Genomic DNA, 17,214 nt, shown 5'->3' with positions numbered 1-17,214 from the left:
TGCATATCCGTTGCTGCGGGTGTTGCTGATTAGGGTTCCGCCCTTACGGCGGGTCACTTTTTCCAGACGCCGAAAAAGTAACCAAAAAGGCTTGCTCCTACGTGCGGCCCGCTCGCTGGGGCTCGGGGTTCCTTCGCTGCGGGATCGATCCGGGCGCAGCGTCTCCGGTTTGCTTCGCTGCACCTACTCCCGCTGTGTTTGGCTGCGCCAAACGGTCGCTGCGCTCCCACGCCCGGATCAATCCCTCCACTCAGCCTTCCGATGTCGCCTTACAGATCAAGAGCAGGCGAGCTGACACTCGGCCTATTGAGTGGTGAGGAGCGGGGCGCGTTCGGCTTTTGATTTGCGTTGTTGCTGAGCCTCACCCCAGCCCTCTCCCGAGGGAGAGGGAGCCGATTTTCGGGCGTTTCAAAACCTGAGTTCAACGCGGTATTGCACGTCGGCGTACCTCTACCAAACACCTCTATCAGTCCCCTCTCCCTCTGGGAGAGGGCTAGGGTGAGGGGCTCTTGATCTGGCTCTTGATCTTGCTTCGGCTTTTGATCTTTTGCCCCATCGGCAGGCCGAGCGGAGGTGTTCATCCCGGGGGTTAGGCGCGCAGCGCCGTGCGGCGCAGCCGCACACATCGAGAGGAGGTGCAGCGAAGCAAACCGTAGGCGATGCCCCCGGATGGACACCGTAGCGAGGGAACACTGAGCCTAAGCGAAGTGCCGTACGCCAGGGGCAAAGCCTTTTGCTTACTTTTCGGCGTTTGGAAAAGTGAGTCGCTGTAAGAGCGAAACCGCCAGTGGCAACACCCGCAGCAACGGATATGCCCCCAATCCCCAATCCCCAATCCCCAACAAAATCAAAAGATCGCCGCCTGCGGCAGCTCCTACACTGGATATTACGGCTTGCCCTTCAAGCCCCAGACAACCACCACCCAAGGAGTCTGTCCCATGCCTGATAAAACCTGTGACTGCCCTAAATGCAATTGCAAGCTCGGCGAGCATCCGGTCGTGCGTCATGGCAAGCATTTTTGCTGCGAGGCTTGCGCCCATCATCATGAGAACGGTGCGGAATGTTCAACCAAGGGCTGTAAATGCGCCCACGGATGACGAACGACGCATAAAAAAGTGGAGCCTAATCAGGCTCCACTTCCAGTTTCAGACTTTCATCGTCCATCCGTTCGGTATGACGCACCGTGCCCTGCAGCCTTCGCCCCTCAACCCTGACCACCACGGTTTTCGCCTGATCAAGGTCTTCCGGCAGCGGTGCCGGCACTCGCAACGCGAAGCGAAACGGATCATCTTCGACCGCCTCCAGCCCAACGCGGCAGTCCACGCTTTTGGTGATCCGCCCGAACAGCGTATCGAGGCCGTAGTCCAGATGCGCCGGGCTGATGATGTTGCTCATGGTGCATTCCCCCGAATGATGCCGATCGCCAGGCCGAGCTTAGCTGGTCGGTCGCCACACAACGTTTTCCACGCCGAATTTTTCCGCCATCGGCTTGCTGGTCTTCTGCACCTTTTCCCGACCAAAGCGCGGAATGCGACCGACCCCGGCGTCGCAGCTCGCCCAGTGCCACGCCTCGGCGTTGTCCATCTTGTCCGAGCGGATAATGAACGACTTGGGCGTGCCGTGAAGGGTGTAGTCGATGACATAGAGTTTTGCGTTGTTCATAAAGCCCGTATTCCTCCCTGTGGTAATAGAGGGATCGCGGCGCACCGGGAAAATTCACTCGGATTGTCCGACGGTATCTATCCTTGGCGACGCCGTTTCGCACTGGTTACCATGGCGCTTCCACCAAGCCCAATGAATGCTCGCCATGGCCCTTGCCGCACCGCCCGATCTCAGCGATACCGATGTGCCCGTGCAACCGCTGGCACGCACGTATCCGCGTGGGCTGTTTATCGAGCCGCACGAGCATGTCTGGGGACAGTTGCTGTATGCGATGAGCGGGGTGATGTGGGTCGAGACGCCGCACGAAGCGCTGGTGGTACCGCCGCAGCGCGCGGTGTGGTTGCCGCCGGGGGTGCCGCACGGGATTCGGGTGGTGTCGGATTTGCAGATGCGCAATATCTACCTGCGCCCGGCGCTGGCGGCGACGCTGGATCAGACGGTGCAGGTGATCGAGGTCGGCGGGTTGCTGCGCGAGTTGATTGTCGGGCTGGTGGAGCAGGGCGACAGTGGTGATCCGGCGTATTACGAGGCACTGGTCGGGTTGGCGTTGCTGGAGCTGAAACGCGCAAGGCGTTCGCAGTTGAAGATCCCGATGCCGGACGACTCCGACCGGCGCTTGATGAATCTGTGTCAGGCGGTGATGGCGGCGCCGTCGCTGGAGATTCCATTCGAGCAGCATGCGGAAAATGCCGGGGCCAGCGTGCGCACGCTGGCGCGGTTGTTCAAGGACAGCCTCGGCATGGGCTTCGCCGAGTGGCGGCGGCAGGTGCAACTGGCGACGGCGGTGGCGGAACTGATTCAGGGCGTGGCGGTGAGTGTGATTGCCCGGGAGCTCGGCTACTCGCCCAGCAGTTTCAGTGACATGTTTCGTCGCGAATTGGGTGTCGCCCCCTCGCAATTCATAGTGGAACAGGATTAATCAAACCAGCGCAGATCCAATGTGTGCGAGCCTGCTCGCGAGTGCCGTAGATCAGCTTACTCATCCTTCACTGACACACCGCTTTCGCGAGCAGGCTCGCTCCCACAAGGTTCTGTGGTGTGCATTCGATACTTGTCCGAAATTCAGAAGTCCTTGGCCGATGCTATCCCCGCCGGTTCCCTAAACTCTGCCCATTCCCTTCAAGCGGCGGAGTTACTCCCATGAACTACCTGATTTCGCTGGCCATCGGTCTGGGCGTCGGCCTGTTGTACGGCGCGCTGGATTTCCGTTCTCCGGCGCCCCCGGCCATCGCCCTGGTCGGTTTGCTCGGCATGCTCGCCGGTGAGCAGTTGTGGCCGATGGGCCGGCAACTGGTCGCGGGTTGGTTGTCCTGAATTTCCTCTTTTCCTTCGGTGGATGTCCTCATGAAAGCACTGCAATTCGATAAAACCGGCGACCTGTCTGCCCTGCGCTATATCGAGGTGCCGACCCCGGTGCCCGGCGCTGACGAAGTGCTGGTGCAGATCAAGGCGGCTGGCCTCAACCCCAGCGATGTGAAAAACGTCCTCGGCCGTTTTCCGTACACCACGCTGCCACGGATTCCTGGCCGCGATTTCGCCGGTGTCGTCGTCGAAGGGCCGCAGGGGTTGATCGGTCAGGAAGTCTGGGGCACTGGCCGTGAGCTGGGCTTTTTTGCCGATGGCTCGCACGCCGAGTTCGTCAAACTGCCGGCCAATGGTGTGGCACACAAACCCTCGCACCTGAGTTTCACCCAGGCCGCCAGCCTCGGCGTGCCGTACACGACGGCGTGGGATGCTTTGGAACGCAGTCTGGTAACGGCTGAAACGCGTTTGCTGGTGATCGGCGGTGGGGCGGTAGCGACCGCAGCATTGGCCCTGGCGAAAGTGCGTGGCGCGCAGTTGCTGGCGGCGGCGCGGCGCCCGGAGCAGGTGGCGGATTTGCAGGCTCAGGGTTATCAGACGATTCAGCTGGATAAGCCCGAAGACCTCGGTGCACAGGTCAACGCGGTGTATCGCGGAGGCGCCGATGTGATCTTCGACACCACTGGTTTCTGGCTGCCGGCGTCGGTGGCGGCATTGGCTACCTTCGGCCGGATCGCGATCATCGCGGCTCCGGTGGATGGGCATGTGCAACTGCCGGCGCTGGCCCTGTATCGCAAGGGCGGCTCGGTGGTCGGGATCAATTCGCTGCTGTATGGCGTTGCAGCCTGTGCGGCGATGCTGGAGCAGTTCGGGCGGTTCTTTGATGAAGCCTTGTTGCCGTTGCCGCAAGGGTTGGTCGAGGCGCCGTTGGCCGAAGGCTTGGCGCGCTACGCCGAAGTCAATCAGGGCAGCGGCGACAAGGTCATCCTAATTCCCTGACCCACCGCAAACCCGTGTAGGAGTGAGCCTGCTCGCGATAGCGGTGTATCAGTCACTCATGATTAAACTGACACACCGCTATCGCGAGCAGGCTCACTCCTACAGTAGATCGGTGTGTAGCTCAGGATTGCGGGACGCCGTTTTCCCATGCCGACCAGTTTTTCAAGATGTCCTGCACCAGCGGATTACCCGCGCGATAGAGGTTCTCCAGCGCCGGTACGAAGCCGCCCTGATCGGCGTACTTGAGCAGGTTGTCCACTTCACTGCCGCCCGGCTCAGGACGGTCAAAGTCGGAGCCTGCACGCACCACGGCGAGGCGTTGCACGTCGACCAGACCTTCACGGCTTGCACGCAGCAAGGCCTCATAGGTCGAGTTGTCTTCCTGCTGCGTCGTGCAGTATTCGCCCTTGTTGTCGGTCAGCAGTTTGGTCCAGACCTCGGCCCGTTCGCTCAGGCGCGTGCCGGAAAACCAGGTGTTGCCGGCCAACGTGTCGCAGCGCGTCACCACCGGTGGTTGATTGGCCGGGGCCGACGGATATTTCAGGCGCCACGCCGCCGATTCCTTGCTCTCGCTCAGCTCGACTTTATGGCTCAGGGCGAAGGCCTTGGCCTGCAGTTTCGGGTTGAGTTCAAAGACTTCGGTCTTGTAGTCCAGCGGCGGTTTTTCGTTCGGCCCTTTGGTGTTGATGCCCAGATACCCGGTCGGCCAGCTCGATGGCGCATCGCGCGAATCGATCTCCCATTGCGTGCCGAATTCCACCAGATAATGCGCCCACGCAGCGGTGCCGATGGTCCCGTGTTTCGGGCTGATCCCGGCAATGCCAGCGATCAGGAAGTAACTTTTGCGCAGGTCGAATTTCGGCGACAGCGCCAACGCCAATGTCGAAGCGGCGGCGTTGGTTTGACCCATGCCGGTGGTCAACAGGCAGACCTGCTGCGCGTTGCAGCGGATGCTCGGGTACTCGGCGGACAGGCCCGGCACGCGGATTTCCTGCTTCAACTCCAGGCGATCAATCCAGTTTTGTGCCTCGGGGGCGAACATGGTGATCAGCATGACTTTCGGTTGAATCGGTGCTTCGGCGGCCCACGCGGTAGAGGAGAGCAGGGCCGCGCCGGCCAGGGTCAAACGCATCATTGCTTGCATGGAAAACTCCTTGATTCAGAACTGATAACCGACGCCGGCGTAGTAACCCCAGCCGTTGGAACGCGCACGGAAATTGCCGTCGCCAAAATTCAGCTCGCTGCCGTCTTCCCAGTTGCCGCCGTTGTGGAAATAACGGCCGACCAGGGTGAAGCGCAAGTGGGTGAACGAGTAGAGCAACACGTTGGTCGCCACCGTCGCGTTGGCCGTGCGAGCGGGGTTGTCCTTGTGGATGTCCGAACCGAAATCGAAGTTGGTGAAACCGATGTAGGTCAGTGAGGCACCGTTGCTGAATTTGTCGATCGGCACGATGTACTTGAGCTGCGCGCGGTAGCCGTCCCAGGAATATTCATTGCTGGCGCCGTAGTTTTCCCACTGATAGCGACCGTAGAGGTTGGCCGAAAGGTTGACCCGCGAGTGCGTATCGATGTCGGTGCCGAAACCGCTGTAGAGGGTGTTGGCGCGGTTCTCTTTGCGGCTGCCGTGGTCGTAGATCCAGTCGAACGCTACATACCATTCCTTGAACGGGCCGATGGCCAGGCTGCGGCCGGCGAGGTAATCGATGGAGATGCGCGGTTCGTGCTCCATGAACACCGGTGAGCCGTGATCCCACACGCCTTTGTCATGGCTGTTGCCGATGTTGAAGATCTTCGGGATGTCAACGTAGCCGTACAGTTCGAACGGACCTTTGCGGCCGAAGTACTCGTATTCCAGATAGATGTCATCGGCCGGTTGCGGGCCGAAGCTGATGTCTTTGCTGCCAATCAACATCAAGTCCTGGTTGTACCAGTCAGACAGATAGGCACCTTTTTTCGGCGGGCTGGCTTCCGGGCTGAGCGCTTCGCCCTGGGCGGATTCTTCCTTGGCCGGCGGTTGCGCCAAAGCGCTGTGGCTGAGAACTCCGGTAACGCCGGTCAGTAGCAGGGAAACAGCAAGCGTGCGCGCAAAAGGTGCGCGAAAAGGCGAGGCGGCGTGCATTCAAAGTCCTTTTTTGCGGATTCGAGGCCCGTGTTCCGTGGGCTTGTACGGTTTTGTTACGAAAACCTTGGGATTGACGTTACGCAAACGTTTGCATAAGGCGTACCAAAACCTTCAATGGGCTGAAAAATCTGTCCTTTTTCAGTATTTCCTGATGGATCGGTCAGGCGCGGGTTTGCAGACCCTACAGTTCCCTGTGGGAGCGAGCTTGCTCGCGAAGGCGGGGTATCAGAAAAGTATCCGCAAGCTGACACAACGCATTCGCGAGCAAGCTCGCTCCCACAGTTTTTAACCTCTTCACAGTCAATGACTGCGGGCTGAAACGCCGATTCCAGACCCCTCTAGTATTAAAGTATTAACACCATTTAATCCGTGCCCCATTGCCGGGCGTCTACTAGCGTTGTCCCCAATAACGCGGTTTTGTGATGACCGTCGCAGTCTTGATTCGCGTGTGGAATAAGCACGGTTCTGCGCGCCCTCAAGGAAGAAATTGGCCACGACAAGGAGTAGCCCGTGGAAGCAAGGTTTGGTGTCGCCCTCGTTTCGCGCTTTTCCCCTCTTTCCCTTGCTGTGCACTTGAGCGTTGCCGGGCTGTTGTTCGGCGGGGTCAGCGCACCTGCGTTGGCCACGTGCTCCACGGCGGGTTCAACGGTGACCTGTACCGGTGTGCCCAGCCTGCCGCTGTTTCTCAATAATTTTTCCAGCGCCACCAGTGGCCTGACGGTCAACGTCAACAGTGGGGCGCAGATGAACGCGACCCTCGGCGGCCATGTGATGGACCTGACCGGGGTGAACATCTCCCTGAACAACTCCGGCACTATCGACCCGGCGCTGCTCGGCCTGGTCTCGGTATTGAGCGGCGGTGCATTCATCGGCACTGGCGCGACGAGCACGGTCAGTGTGCTCAACAACGCCAGCGGGATCATCCGTGGTACGGGGATGCTGCTCGGGCTCAACCTGACCAGCATCGACGGCCTGGCCATTGGCGTGAACAACGCCGCGGCCGGCACCACCAGCATCACCAACAACGGCACCATCACCTCGACCGGACTCTCGATCGGCGGCATCACCCTGGCCGACACCCCGGTGATCGGCGTTTACGGCGGCTCGCAGGTCAACATGACCAACAGCAGCACCGGTGTCATCAATGGCCGGATCGCCTTCGAGACCTCGGCGGCAGGCAACACCTTCACCAACGCCGGTGCGATTACCGGCGGCGTGTCGATGGGCGCGGCGAGCACCAACACCTTCACCGCGGTGACCGGCTCCAGCGTCAACGTCGGTGACGGTGTACAGATCAGCGTCGGCCTTGGCGGTTTGATCGGCATCAACCTGACCTTCGCCCCAACCGGTACGGTGGATGGCGGTGCGGGCGGCACCAACAGCCTGATCCTGCAAAACCCGGCTGGCGTCGGCGGCGGTATCACCGGGACTGGCACGGCATCGAGCGCCACCTACATCAACTTCAACAACCTGACCCTCAACAGCGGCACCTGGACCTTGCAGGGGCCACTGGTCAGCGGCGCGACCACGCTCAATGGCGGTATCGCGAATTTCAACAACAACGCCACCTTCGGCAGCGGCGTCATCACCTCCAACGGCGGGATTCTGCAAGCCAGCAATGCCGGGTTGAACATCAGCAATCTGATTTCCCTCGGTGCCGGCGGCGTTACGGTACAAGGCGGCAACGCCACCACCCTGAGCGGGGTGATTTCCGGCAGCGGCGGTTTCACCAAGGCCGGTACCGGTCAGCTAAACCTTAGCGCCGCCAACACCTATCTGGGTAACACCACGCTCAATGGCGGCACGGTGCAGTTGGGCAACAATCAGGCGTTCAGCACCGGCACGCTCAATGTGACCGGCGCGACAACGCTGAGCGCACCGGGCACGATCAGCCTGGCCAACGCCATCAGCCTCGGCGGCACCTTGACCGCCGGCGGCACTGGCGCACTGACCCTCGGCGGTTTGATCAGCGGCAGCAGCGGCCTGACCAAAACCGGTACTGGCAGCCTGACCGTCAGTGGCGCCAATACAGGTTTCACTGGCACCACCACTCTCAGCGCCGGCAGCCTGCTGGTGACCAATAACAACTCGCTCGGTAGCGGCGCGCTGAACACGGCCGCCGGTACCAGTCTCGATAGCACCGCCAACGTAACGCTGGCGAATAACATCGGCATGACCGGCGCGCTCAACGTGCTCGGCAGCAATGCCCTGACCCTTGGCGGCGTATTGTCCGGCACCGGCGGCATCACCAAGTCCGGCAGTGCCAGCCTGACGTTGACCGGCAACAACAGCAACAGCGGCAACACGTTGCTCAATGCCGGCAGCCTGTTGGTGGGCAGCAACACCGCGCTGGGGACCGGCGCGCTGAATGCGGCGGCGGGCACCACGCTGGATGCGACCACGGCGGTGACCCTGGCCAATGCCGTCGCGCTCGCGGGGGGGCTGACCGTTGGTGGCACGCAAGCATTGGGCCTGAGTGGTGTCGTCAGTGGCGCCGGCAATCTAATCAAAAACGGCACCGCCAACCTGAGTCTCAGCGGCAACAACACCTTCTCCGGCGGTACTGCGCTGAATGCCGGCACGTTGATTGTCGGTTCCAATACTGCGCTGGGCACTGGCGCCTTGGCCACGGCGGCGGGTACTACGCTCGACGCCAGCACGGCAGTGGCGCTGACCAACGCGGTCTCCCTCGGCGGCAACCTCAATGTCGGCGGCAGCGCCAACCTGACCCTGGGCGGAATTGTCAGCGGCAGCGGCGGGCTGACCAAGAACGGCGCGGCCAACCTGGTTCTCAACGGCGCCAACACCTTCCTCGGTGCGGTCGCGTTGAACGCGGGCACGATTACGGCGGGTGCCAACGCGGCGCTCGGCAGCGGCAATATCACCGTTGGCGGCGTGGCCACCCTCGACAGCAATGCGGCGGTGACGCTGAACAACGCGGTCATTCTCAACAACAGCCTGGGGATCGGTGGTAGTAACGCGCTGACCCTCGGCGGGGTGATCAGTGGCGCCAGCCAACTGGTGAAAAACGGCGCCGCCAATCTCACTCTTAACGGCACCAACACCTACAGCGGCGGCACCACGCTGAATGCTGGCAGCCTCACCGTCGGCAACGGCGCCGCACTGGGCACTGGCGCGTTGTCGGTGGAAGGTGCGGGCACGCTCAACAGCAGTTCGGCCGTGACCCTGAACAACAACGTGATTCTCAACGCCAACCTCACCGCTGGCGGCGCCAACGCACTGACCCTCGGCGGGGTGATCAGTGGCGGCAACGGTTTGATCAAGACCGGCGCATCGAGCCTGACCCTCAACGGCAACAACACCTACACCGGCACCACCGCGCTGAATGCCGGTTCGCTGGTGGTCGGCTCCAGCACGGCCCTCGGCACCGGCACACTGAACGCCTCGAACGGCACCACCCTTGATGCCAGCACTGCGGCAACGCTGGCCAACAACGTCAACCTCGGCGGCACCCTGACCTTGGGCGGCAGCAATGCGCTGACCTTGGGCGGCGTGGTCGCCGGTATCGGTGGGCTGACCAAGAACGGCGCTGCCGACCTCACCCTCAATGGCGCCAACACTTATTTTGGCAACACCGCGTTGAACACCGGCAAACTGATTGTCGGTAGCAACACCGCGCTGGGTTCCGGTACGTTGAACGCGGCCGCCAACACCACGCTGGACGCCAACACCGCCGTCAGTCTGAACAATGCCGTGGCACTCGCCGGTGCCTTGAATATCGGCGGCACGGCGAATATGACCCTGACCGGTCTGGTCAGCGGCGCCGGCAGTCTGGTGAAAGACGGCGCGGCCAATCTGATTCTCAATGCGGCCAACAATTACCTCGGCGGCACCACGCTGAACGCCGGCACCCTGACCGTCGGCAACAGTTCGGCGCTCGGTTCCGGTGCGCTGACCGTCGCTGGCGCGGCAACGCTGGACAGCAATTCTCCACTGGTCAGCCTCAACAACGCCGTCGCCCTGAATGCGGCGCTTAGCGTTGGCGGCACGCAGAACCTCACCCTCGGCGGTGTCACCAGCGGCACTGGCCAGTTGATCAAGGACGGCGCGGCCAATCTCACCCTCAATGGCAACAACACCTTCAGCGGCGGCACCACGCTCAATGCCGGTACGCTGACCTTGGGCAATGCCAACGGCCTCGGCAGTGGCGGATTGATCGTCGGCGGTGCGGCGACGCTGGATAACAGCGCCTCGTTCGGCATCGGCAACGCCATTACGCTGAATGCCGGACTGACCGTCGCCGGCAACAACGATCTGAGCTTGAACGGCATCATCGACGGCGCTGGCAGCCTGACCAAAAACGGTCTGTCGGATCTGACCCTCGCCGGCAATAACACTTTTACCGGCGCACTGAACATCATCTCGGGCAGCGTCACCACCCTCAACAGCAATGCGCTGGGCAGCACTTCCGGGGTCAACATCAGCGCCGGCGCCGGGCTCAATCTGGGCAGCGACGCCAGCCTCGGCGCGCTGACCGGCAGCGGCAGTGTGCAACTGACCGGCAGCAACACCCTGACCGTCGGCGGTGGCAACGTCACCAGTACCTTTGACGGTGATCTCAGCGGCAGCGGCGGCCTGGTCAAAGTCGGCACCGGCACCTTGAACCTCACTGGCATCAACGGCATTACCGGCAACACCGCGATCAATGGCGGCACCGTCGATCTCAGCGGTTCGCTGGCCAGTGCACAGGTCAACGTCAATACCGGCGGTACGCTGACCGGCACCGGTTCGGCGCTTGGTAGCGTCAACGTCAACAGCGGCGGGCATCTGGCGTTGGCGTCGGGCAATCAACTGTCCGCCGGTGCGCTGACCCTCGCGGCCGGCAGCAATGTCGATGTGGCGTTGGGCACGCCGTCGACCACTTCGCTGATGAACGTCGGCGGCAACCTCACCCTCGACGGCAATCTCAACGTCACCGATGCCGGCGGTTTTGGCGTCGGCGTGTATCGCCTGTTCAACTACACCGGCGCCCTGACCAATCTGGGCCTCGATGTCGCCAGCGTGCCGGTCGGTTATGGTCTCGGCGATCTGCTGGTACAGACCGGCGTGGCCAATCAGATCAACATTCAAGTCTCCGCGCCGAACAGCAACATCCGTTACTGGGACGGCAGCCAGACCATCGCCAACGGTGTGGTCGATGGCGGTAGCGGCACGTGGAATGCGGTCGGCACCAACTGGACCGATGCCAACGGTCTGGTCAACCAGCCGTGGGCGGGTGATTTCGCGGTGTTCCAGGGCACCGCCGGCACGGTGACGGTAAACGGCACGCAGGCATTCACTGGCATGCAGTTCCTCACCGACGGCTACAACGTAATCAACGGTGCAGCGGGGCAACTCACAGCGGTCAACGGCACCGGCGGCACTACTTCGTTGCGCGTTGATCCGGGCGTGACGGCGACCATCAATGCCAATATCGATGGCAGCGGCATCCTTAATAAACTCGACGCCGGCACCCTGGTGCTGGGTGGTGCCAACACTTATACCGGCGGCACGCAACTGGACGGCGGCAAGATCATCGTCGGCAGTAACACCGCGCTCGGCACCGGCACGTTGACGGCGAATGCCGGCACGCAACTGGACAGCAACGCGGCGGTGACACTGGCCAACGCCGCGACGCTGAACGGCAACCTCACCGTGGTCGGCAGCAATGCACTGACCCTCAACGGCGTGATTGGCGGCACGGGTGGTCTGATCAAAACCGGCACGGCGAACCTGACCCTCGGCGGTAACAATGCCTTCCTTGGCCCGGTTGCCTTGAACGCCGGCGGACTGATTCTGGCGTCGAACTCGGCGCTGGGTTCTGGCACGTTGAACGCGGCGGGCGGCACCACGCTGGATGCGAGCACAGCGGTTTCGCTGAACAATGCGGTGAATCTGGCCGGCAACCTCGGCATCGGTGGTACGGCGGATCTGACCCTGGCCGGCACGGTCAACGGCGCTGGCAGCCTGAGCAAAAACGGCGCAGCCAACCTGACCCTCAGCGGCAATAACAACTTCCTCGGCGGCACCACCCTGAACGCCGGCACCCTGACCGCTGGCAGCAACTCGGCACTGGGTCTGGGCAATCTCACCGTAGCTGGCGCCTCGGCGCTCGACAGCAACAGCGCGCTGAGCCTGGGCAACAACGTGGTGCTCAACGCCAACCTGAGCAACACCGGCAGCAACAACCTGACCCTCGCCGGCGTTGTCAGCGGCGCGGGTGGCTTGATCAAGAACGGCGCGTCGAACCTGACACTCAACGGCATCAATACTTACTCCGGCGGTACCACGCTGAATGCCGGCACGCTGACCCTTGGTACGGGCAGCTCTCTGGGCAGCGGCGCGCTGACCGTGGCCGGCGCTTCGACCCTCGACAATTCCGCGCCACTGGTGCTGGCCAACAACCTCAACGTCAATGCCAATCTGGCCCTGGCCGGCAACAACAACCTGACACTCGGCGGTGTCATCGCTGGCGCCGGTACGCTGAGCAAAAACGGTCTGGCCGACGTGACACTGAGTGGCAGCAACACCTTCAGCGGCACCTTCGATGTGCTCGCCGGCAGCCTGACCACGTTGAGTGGCGCGGCACTGGGCAACAACGCCACGGTTAATCTCGCGAGCGGCGCGGCGCTGAATCTCGGTGCTTCGGGCAGCCTTGCCAGCCTCACTGGCAGCGGCACTGCGCTGATCGGCACGGGCAATACGTTGAGCCTTGGCGGCAACAATGTCAGCAGCACCTTCGCCGGCATCCTCAGCGGTGACGGCAGCCTGAGCAAACTCGGCAGCGGCACCCTGACCCTCAGCGGCATCAGCGACCTCACCGGCGATACCAACGTCAACGCCGGCACCCTGCAGGTCAACGGTTCGCTGGCCAGTGGTAACGTGCTGGTCAATAACGGCGGCACGCTCGGTGGCAGCGGCACCTTGAGCGGTGCCGTGACGGTGGCCGATGGCGGTCATCTGGCGGGCGTCACCGGCAGTACGCTGAACGTGAGTTCGCTGCTGTTCAACGGCAATTCAAACTTCGACGTCGGCCTCGGCACCCCGGTGTCCGGTGGCGGCAATGCGCTGGTCAGCGTCGGCGGTAATCTGACACTCGACGGCACCCTCAATGTCAGCGACATCGGTGGTTTCGGCAGCGGTGTCTATCGCCTGATCGACTACACCGGCGGCCTGACCGACAACGGCATGCTCTTCGGCACACTGCCGGGCAGCGTCAGCCCGGGCGATCTGACCCTGCAAACCGCTCTGGCCAATCAGATCAACCTGCTGGTCACCGCACCGGGCGTCACCGTGCAGTTCTGGGACGGCAACCAACTGCTGGCCAACGGTTCGGTCGAAGGCGGCAGCGGCACTTGGAACACTGGCACCACCAACTGGACCGACGTCAACGGCACCACCAATCAGGCCTGGACCAACAACTTTGCGGTGTTTCAGGGCGCGGCCGGTACGGTGACCGTCAATGGCGCGCAAACCATCACCGGCATGCAGTTCGTCACCGATGGCTACAGCCTGGTGAACGGCACGGCGGGCTCGCTGAATCTGGTCAACGGTTCGCTGGGCAATGCCACGGTGCGGGTTGACCCGAACGCCACGGCAACCCTCGGTGTGGCGCTCAATGGCAGCGGCACGCTGGGCAAATACGACAGCGGTACGCTGGTGCTCAACGCGGCCAACGGCTACACCGGCGGCACGGCGCTCAATGGCGGCAAAATCGTGGTTGGCAACAACGCGGCGCTCGGCACTGGTGTGTTGACCGCTGCTGACGGCACGGCGCTGGACAGCAACGCGGCCGTCAGTCTGGGCAACGACGTGGTCGTCAATGGTGGTTTGACCGTTGCCGGCTCCAACGCCTTGACCCTCGGCGGCGTGGTCAGCGGCAGCGGCAGCCTGATCAAGGCCGGCGCATCGAGCCTGACCCTCAACGGCAGCAACACTTACAGCGGTGGTACTCAATTCGCCGGCGGTACGCTGATCCTCGGCAACAACAGTGCACTCAGCAGCGCCGCGCTCAACGTGACCGGCAACGGCACCCTCGACAGCACCTCGGCGCTGCAACTGGCCAACGCCGTCAACCTTGGCGCTCAACTGACCCTGGCCGGTAATCAGAACACCACGTTGATCGGTGCGGTGACCGGCACCGGCAGTCTGCTGAAAAACGGTAGCGGCGATCTCGTCCTCAGTGGCGCCAACACCTACAGCGGCGGCACCACACTGAACGGCGGCACGACGCGCGGTGACACCAGCAGCCTGCAAGGGGCGATCGTCAACAACGCAACGCTGACCTTCGAGCAGAACGCTGACGGCAGCTACACCGGCAACCTCACCGGCGCCGGTACGCTGAACAAAGCCGGCACCGGTGAGCTTCTGCTGGCCGGCAACAACACCTTCACCGGCAACACCTCGGTGCAGGCTGGCAACCTGATCGTCAACGGTGTGCTCAACAGCGCCAGCGTCAACGTTGCCAGCGGCGCGAGCATCGGCGGTGGCGGCCAACTCGGCGGCGCCGTGCAACTGGCCAGCGGTGCGACGCTGGCTGGCGGTGGCACGGCGACGCCGTTGTCGGTCGGTTCGCTGGCGTTGTCCTCGGGAACCAATCTGGACTTCAGTCTCGGCTCGGCGGCCAGTTCGACCACCGTGGTCAACGTCGCCGGCAACCTGACCCTCGACGGTACGCTGAACATCAGCAACGCCGGCGGTTTCGGCACTGGGGTTTATCAACTGTTCAGCTACGGCGGCAGCCTCACCGACAACGGTCTGGTGTATGGCAGCCTGCCGGTGTCGGCGGCCAATCTGACCCTGCAAACCGCCATCGCCAATCAGATCAATCTGCTGGTGCAAGGCACGCCGGGTGAGGTGCAGTTCTGGAACGGTGGCACCACCAATCCCGATGGCAGCATCGGCGGCGGTAGCGGTGTATGGGGCCCAGGCACTAACTGGACCGATCCGAGCGGTACCCAGGCCTTGGCTTCAAATGGTCAGTTCGCGGTGTTCGGTGGCCAGGCCGGTACGGTGACCGTGCAGGGCAATCAGAACTTTACCGGTCTGCAATTTCTCTCCGGCGGCTATAGCCTGGTTCCGGGGGCTGGCGGTACGCTGACGCCGGTCAACGGCACGGACGGCAGCCTCGCGCCAGTGCGGGTCAATGCCGGTGGGAGTGCGGAAATCTCTACGCCACTGGTGGGCACGGGCGGCATCGAGAAACTTGATTCCGGCACGTTGGTATTGAGCGGCGCCAACACTTACAGCGGAGGCACCACCGTCAGCGGCGGTACGTTGATCGGTAATACCACCAGCTTGCAGGGCAACATTCTCAACAACGCTTCGCTGGTGTTCCAACAGAACGTCAATGGTCTGTTCAACGGATCGCTGAGCGGACTTGGCGCGATGCTCAAAAGCGGTACTGGCACCTTGCTGTTGGCCGGTGATAACCCCTTCAGCGGCACGGTCGCGGTCGATCAAGGCGTGCTGCAAGTCGGCAGCCGTGCGGCGCGGGCTTCGCTGGGCGGGCAAGTCACCGTGGCCAATGGGGCGGGGTTGAGCGGTAACGGCAGCGTCGGCTCGGTGGTCAACCACGGTGTGGTGGCTTCTGGCGCCGAGGCTGGAACCCTGAGCGTGGCCGGTAACCTGACCAACGCATCCGACGGTGTGCTGGCACTGACGGTCAGCTCGCCAACCGCAACACCATTGGCAGTCGGGGGCACCGCGGCGTTGGGCGGCGCCTTGCAAGTCAATTCGCTGGCACCGTTCACCGGCAACACCATGTATTCGCTGATCACGGCGGGCGGTGGCGTGAACGGCACCTTCAGCGCTGCGGACCTGCCGCAATACGCGTTCCTTAACAGCGCGCTGGTGTATGACGCTAATGCGGTGAACCTGGTGGTCAGCCGCAACGGCAATTCCTTCGCCGATGTCGCTGCCACCGGCAACCAGTTCCGAACCGCCACCGCGCTGTCGAACAACGGCCCGGCGGGCGCGGCGTTGCAGAACGAGATCGTCAACCTCAGTGTCGCCGGTGCGCGTAATGCCTTCGACAGTCTGTCGGGTGAGATCCACGCCAGCACCGCCAGTGCGATCCTCGAGGATTCGCGTTATGTGCGTGACGCGGTCAACGATCGCATGCGCCAACCGTCATGCAGCGCGGCGGATGATCCACGCCGAGCCCTGGCGCCAAGTGACAACCAATTGAGCAGCAACGGTTGCCACGGCGAAATGGTCGGCTGGGCGCGGGCACTCGGCGCCTGGGGCGAGTCGGATGGCGACAGCAATGCGGCGAAACTTGATCGCAACCTCAGCGGCTTCATGCTCGGCACCGACAAGCAACTCGATGACCAGTGGCGCGTGGGTATGGCCGCCGGTTACACCCGCAGCGATCTCGATGCGCATGATCGTCGCTCGGATGCCACCGTCGAAAGCTACCACCTGGCGGCGTACCTCAACTCGCAGTTCGATGCCCTGGCGGTGCGCCTCGGCGCGGCTTACAGCTGGCACGACATCGAAACCAAACGCAACGTCAGCGTCGGCAGCTACAACGATCGTCTGAAAGCCAACTACGACGCACGCAGCGCCCAGGTGTTCGGTGAAGTCGGTTACGCCATCGACGCGGGCGGCATTGCCCTTGAGCCGTTCGCAGGGCTCGCCTACGTCAACTACGACACTGACAAAGCCAAGGAGAAAGGCGGAGTAGGGCGCCTGGAAGCGGATGCCGATCAAGACATCACCTTCTCGACCCTCGGTGTACGCGCCGGCAAAGTCATCACCCTGGCCAACGGCGGGCAATTCACCCCGCGCGCGGCCATCGGCTGGCGCCATGCCTTTGGTGACACCAAGCCTGACGCTGATCTGACCTTCATCGACGGCGGCGCGTCGTTCAGCACCCAAGGCGTGCCGATCGCCAAGGACAGCGCGATTGTTGAAGCGGGAGTCGACTTCCAGATCAGCCCGACCGGCAAACTCGGGGTTGGCTACTCGGGGCAACTGTCGAACGACAGCAATGACCATGCGATGACCATCAGCTTCAGCCTGGGCTTCTGATTTAGGGTCGAAGCACTTTTAGCCGCCCGTAAGGGCGGTTTTTTTTGCCTGTAAATTCTTTGGCAACCCGATGCGTGTGGTGACTGTTCGATTGC

At 62.5% G+C, this 17,214-nt stretch carries 9 protein-coding genes; 5 read left to right on the top strand and 4 right to left on the bottom strand.

Annotation, left to right across the window (positions count from 1 at the left end):
• Nucleotides 1-938: 938 nt before the first annotated feature.
• Nucleotides 939-1,097, top strand: coding sequence for a metallothionein (locus PspR84_RS19165; RefSeq protein WP_160058743.1), 159 nt, complete (start codon nt 939-941; stop codon nt 1,095-1,097).
• A gap of 25 nt (nt 1,098-1,122) precedes the next feature.
• On the opposite strand, the gene PspR84_RS19160 is transcribed toward PspR84_RS19165, so the two are convergent.
• Nucleotides 1,123-1,395: a hypothetical protein gene (locus PspR84_RS19160; protein WP_160058742.1), complete on the bottom strand. Its 273-nt coding sequence runs from the start codon at nt 1,393-1,395 to the stop codon at nt 1,123-1,125.
• Nucleotides 1,396-1,434: 39 nt separating this feature from the next.
• Complete coding sequence (locus PspR84_RS19155; protein WP_034154602.1) at nt 1,435-1,662, bottom strand: DUF6555 family protein; 228 nt, start codon at nt 1,660-1,662, stop codon at nt 1,435-1,437.
• Nucleotides 1,663-1,798: 136 nt separating this feature from the next.
• Between PspR84_RS19155 and PspR84_RS19150 the strand changes: the two genes are divergently transcribed.
• From PspR84_RS19150 to PspR84_RS19140, 3 genes are all read left to right on the top strand, one after another.
• On the top strand, nt 1,799-2,581 hold the full coding sequence (locus PspR84_RS19150; protein ID WP_160058741.1) for a helix-turn-helix transcriptional regulator: 783 nt from the start codon (nt 1,799-1,801) through the stop codon (nt 2,579-2,581).
• A gap of 221 nt (nt 2,582-2,802) precedes the next feature.
• Nucleotides 2,803-2,976 (top strand): DUF1427 family protein, encoded by a 174-nt coding sequence (locus PspR84_RS19145; protein ID WP_007969534.1) that lies wholly within the window; start codon nt 2,803-2,805, stop codon nt 2,974-2,976.
• 30 nt (nt 2,977-3,006) lie between these two features.
• Nucleotides 3,007-3,963, top strand: a complete 957-nt coding sequence (locus tag PspR84_RS19140; protein WP_160058740.1) for a zinc-binding alcohol dehydrogenase family protein — start codon at nt 3,007-3,009, stop codon at nt 3,961-3,963.
• Nucleotides 3,964-4,084: 121 nt separating this feature from the next.
• On the opposite strand, the gene PspR84_RS19135 is transcribed toward PspR84_RS19140, so the two are convergent.
• Both PspR84_RS19135 and PspR84_RS19130 read right to left on the bottom strand, forming a co-directional pair.
• Nucleotides 4,085-5,107, bottom strand: coding sequence for a purine nucleoside permease (locus tag PspR84_RS19135; protein WP_160058739.1), 1,023 nt, complete (start codon nt 5,105-5,107; stop codon nt 4,085-4,087).
• A 15-nt stretch (nt 5,108-5,122) separates the two neighbouring features.
• The gene (locus PspR84_RS19130; protein ID WP_160058738.1) at nt 5,123-6,082 is read right to left on the bottom strand and encodes a nucleoside-specific channel-forming protein Tsx; all 960 of its coding nucleotides are present in this window, start codon (nt 6,080-6,082) and stop codon (nt 5,123-5,125) included.
• A 513-nt stretch (nt 6,083-6,595) separates the two neighbouring features.
• Here PspR84_RS19130 and PspR84_RS19125 point away from each other — a divergent pair.
• On the top strand, nt 6,596-17,119 hold the full coding sequence (locus PspR84_RS19125) for an autotransporter-associated beta strand repeat-containing protein (protein WP_160058737.1): 10,524 nt from the start codon (nt 6,596-6,598) through the stop codon (nt 17,117-17,119).
• Nucleotides 17,120-17,214: the final 95 nt, after the last annotated feature.

Source organism: Pseudomonas sp. R84, assembly GCF_009834515.1.
GTDB lineage: Bacteria > Pseudomonadota > Gammaproteobacteria > Pseudomonadales > Pseudomonadaceae > Aquipseudomonas.
Note: the sequence above shows the minus strand (reverse complement) of the source record. Positions and strands in the feature narration are given on the sequence as shown.